Origin of the sequence: Pseudoalteromonas sp. bablab_jr011, assembly GCF_016464045.1 — a bacterium.
Lineage (GTDB): Bacteria > Pseudomonadota > Gammaproteobacteria > Enterobacterales > Alteromonadaceae > Pseudoalteromonas > Pseudoalteromonas lipolytica.
Genome location: NZ_JACDWU010000052.1, coordinates 1 through 2,940 on the forward strand (window position 1 = coordinate 1; position 2,940 = coordinate 2,940).

Here is a 2,940-nt window from a genome sequence, read left to right on the forward strand (position 1 = left end):
TAAATGCGCGTGATTACAATCGCCAACTGGTTGAAGCGATGATCAAAGTGAAGGCGCTAAATAAGATCAACACCCTTGGTCTGCCTAAATATCAGTAAGTTAAGTGAATTTGTTAGAGAGTTGCATTTGATCAACAAGGCCTCACACAACTCTCTTTTTAGATTTAACGAATAAAAGCTACAGATAGTGTCAATATAAATAGTATTGTTATAGTCAGTACCAATATAGATATCACCAATATAGATATCACCGATATAGAGAGTACCAATATAGACGTTGAATATCCGTAGTTTTAATTTATAGCTTTGTGCCTTATTCTCAAACAGCACTATCAAATCTTGCGCTGTGCAACTTGTCTCACCTTATCTGTTGACGAGATGGCACTTTGGATATGTGCTGCAATCATAATGACTTTATTTAAATTTGCCTACAAACTAGCCCATTGTTGTTTCAGTCCTATTAGATGAACAACACCTAAAGATAAACAAATAATTGAACTCCAAATCCAAAACTCGGGAGTTCGACCTTGGGGTGACTTTACAAACAAAAAACCGACGATGCCCCGGGCAATATAAATGAACGTAATTAATATAAGCGCTATACGCGTTAATGGGAGTTTGAAAATAATCCCAGCAGCAGAAAACGCATACATTGACCACATTGAGAGCACGAGTGTAATGCCACTGGTTATAAGGGTTGGTTTTATACTACCTTGCTCAGATAGTAGCGCCATTTGTTCCCCCGCACCAAAAAAGCGATACCACGGTGCGCCAAAATAAATACATCCAAGATGCAAAATTGCAACGATTCCACTTAATACACCTGCAATAATAAGAAATATATTCATGCTTTTAAAATCTCCTTGTAAACAACTCAATAGTCATAACAGAAAAACAATAGCATTAAAAAGTGAATAAAAATTTTAAATATTTTCGTGCTTATTTAACTTCTATTCGCCTAAATATTGCACAAGCCCTGCAAGTAAAAATGCCAACCACAGTAATGAGACTATTGCAGAAAATAACAAAGATGGTTTAACTGGCTTCCGTCTACATAAAGTCTTAATAGTGCTTAGAACACTTATAATGCCTATAAACGGAAAGCACAAAACTGTTAGTACTACCCTCAAGCTTGGCTCTGCAAAAAATAAAGAGAAAAAACTAGAACCTTTATCTTCGAACTGTTCAAGTTTTAATGTTATATAGTAAATATAAATGGGCAAACTAAAAATAATAAATATTACAGCAAGAGAAAAATAAAGTTGATACATAGGCTAGACATCCTTTTCTAACTAAAACTAAATAATGGAATAATCAATTTGAGAAAAAACAGGGATAAAACCTTCTCATATTATCCACGGAATACTTTTGAAATGGATTAATTCTTACCTTAATATCACCTTCATCGAATAATCCTGTAGAATTGGCGACATGATAAATTTGTTCAATAATACATTCTTCATGATGGGATTTCAGGATACTTTCAGAGCAGTCCATTATAAAGTGTGGCATTAGTTCTCCTAACTAACATTTTTATTTTAACAACTTGCTAAAAAATGAGTTAAATGTGCTCAAAATAAAGAGCAGTATTAAAAGAAATTTACACCTCAAAACCTTTTCTTAGAATACGTCGTAATCATCTCAGTAGATTAGCGGTTATTTTGTCTCTGTTACAGATAAATATTAATAATTAGGCAATTATATTTTTCAGCATCAGAAAGCTTATCCGCATTTAATACAACGCCTGCAAGGTTCGCGACTGTGCCACCTGCAAATTTGCTACAAATGCAGTTACCATCATTACACGCTTCTTTTATATAAATTAAATACTAAGGCCATTGCACTTGCTCTATAACGTAACGATATGACGCCAATGCTTTATAGATCGATATTAATATTGGCTGTTTTTTATAAACTACGTGAAATATAAATACGGGTAATTGCCAAATAACAACTATGCTAATCTGTATCACTAAAGCGATAAACACAAACTCTGTATTACCTAAGAAAAACAACAGCAACAGACTGCTATTTAATAGCAAAAACACCCACACACTGCGCAGTGCTGCCTTTTTCAGGGTTTGTAATTGCTGCTGATTCAAATCTGACACCATCAGACTTGTTACACCCAAACATCATTCGCTGCGGTCAGTTCACCACCAGCTTCACCGGTATTTACCACGCCTTTCGGCTCAACAAGCATAATTTTACATTCAGTCTTCGCGTGGGGTTTATGTTCAACCCCCTTAGGGATTACAAACATTTCACCCGACTCTAAATGTACAATGCCATCTCTAAATTCGATTTCTAGCTCGCCTTCAATAACAATAAACACTTCATCAGTATCAGGGTCAAATTCACCTTCAACTTTAGCGAGTTTAAATTGATAGTCGTTCATTTCTGCAATTACTCGCGGTGACCAATGTTCAGTAAATTTAGAAAACTTCTCTTTAAAATTAATTGCTTTGTAAGTCATAAAATCCCTATGTATAAATTTAATTTGAGGGTCGAATAAATCTAAAGACTCATCTCATTTATCTCTGTAATCTTTGCTTTCAGTGACAATTAAGCTCTGGATATACGCTTTATGTCGTCTTGAGGTTTTGCATATAACGCCCCAAAAAAAGAGGCTATACTATTACTCTTCTTAATGGCTCTAATTGATGCAGATAGCGAGTGAATGTGTCCTTAGGTCTCTCTAAATTATTTGCCGCAAGTACCCTAGATGCCATACCTCTGTGATTACTGCCATGAGTTAACAAATGGATTAGAATCTCTGCCACTGACATCTGCCCTGTATCCAGGGTGAGAGCATACTTTGTTAACAAGTATTAACCAAAGATAAGCTCAGCCCTGAATTCATCGTCAAAACTAGCCCTAACACACTTACTGCGTATCGAGTCTTTACGGCCTTTGTGCTGTTTTACCAGGTTGCGAACAA

4 protein-coding genes are annotated in these 2,940 nt (G+C 35.5%); all 4 read right to left on the reverse strand.

Features of this window, described 5'->3' with window-relative positions:
• Positions 1 to 427: 427 nt before the first annotated feature.
• The 4 genes from JIG41_RS01535 to JIG41_RS23240 all read right to left on the reverse strand — a co-directional run bounded on the left by JIG41_RS01535 (position 428) and on the right by JIG41_RS23240 (position 2,788).
• Positions 428 to 847: a hypothetical protein gene (locus JIG41_RS01535; protein ID WP_199524170.1), complete on the reverse strand. Its 420-nt coding sequence runs from the start codon at positions 845 to 847 to the stop codon at positions 428 to 430.
• Positions 848 to 1,828: 981 nt separating this feature from the next.
• Positions 1,829 to 2,101, reverse strand: coding sequence for a hypothetical protein (locus tag JIG41_RS01540; RefSeq protein WP_162898039.1), 273 nt, complete (start codon positions 2,099 to 2,101; stop codon positions 1,829 to 1,831).
• Positions 2,102 to 2,121: 20 nt separating this feature from the next.
• Complete coding sequence (locus JIG41_RS01545; protein ID WP_199524171.1) at positions 2,122 to 2,475, reverse strand: cupin domain-containing protein; 354 nt, start codon at positions 2,473 to 2,475, stop codon at positions 2,122 to 2,124.
• Positions 2,476 to 2,629: 154 nt separating this feature from the next.
• Positions 2,630 to 2,788 carry a hypothetical protein gene (locus tag JIG41_RS23240; RefSeq protein WP_409372704.1) on the reverse strand — a complete coding sequence of 53 codons (159 nt, stop codon included), beginning with the start codon at positions 2,786 to 2,788 and terminating at the stop codon, positions 2,630 to 2,632.
• Between the last annotated feature and the right edge of the window lie 152 nt (positions 2,789 to 2,940).

Bases quoted from the DNA above. Each gene is read 5' to 3' on its own strand.
- JIG41_RS01535 (WP_199524170.1), bottom strand. From the start codon at position 847: ATGAATATATTTCTTATTATTGCAGGTGTATTAAGTGGAATCGTTGCA.
- JIG41_RS01545 (WP_199524171.1), bottom strand. From the start codon at position 2,475: ATGACTTACAAAGCAATTAATTTTAAAGAGAAGTTTTCTAAATTTACT.
- JIG41_RS23240 (WP_409372704.1), bottom strand. From the start codon at position 2,788: ATGTCAGTGGCAGAGATTCTAATCCATTTGTTAACTCATGGCAGTAAT.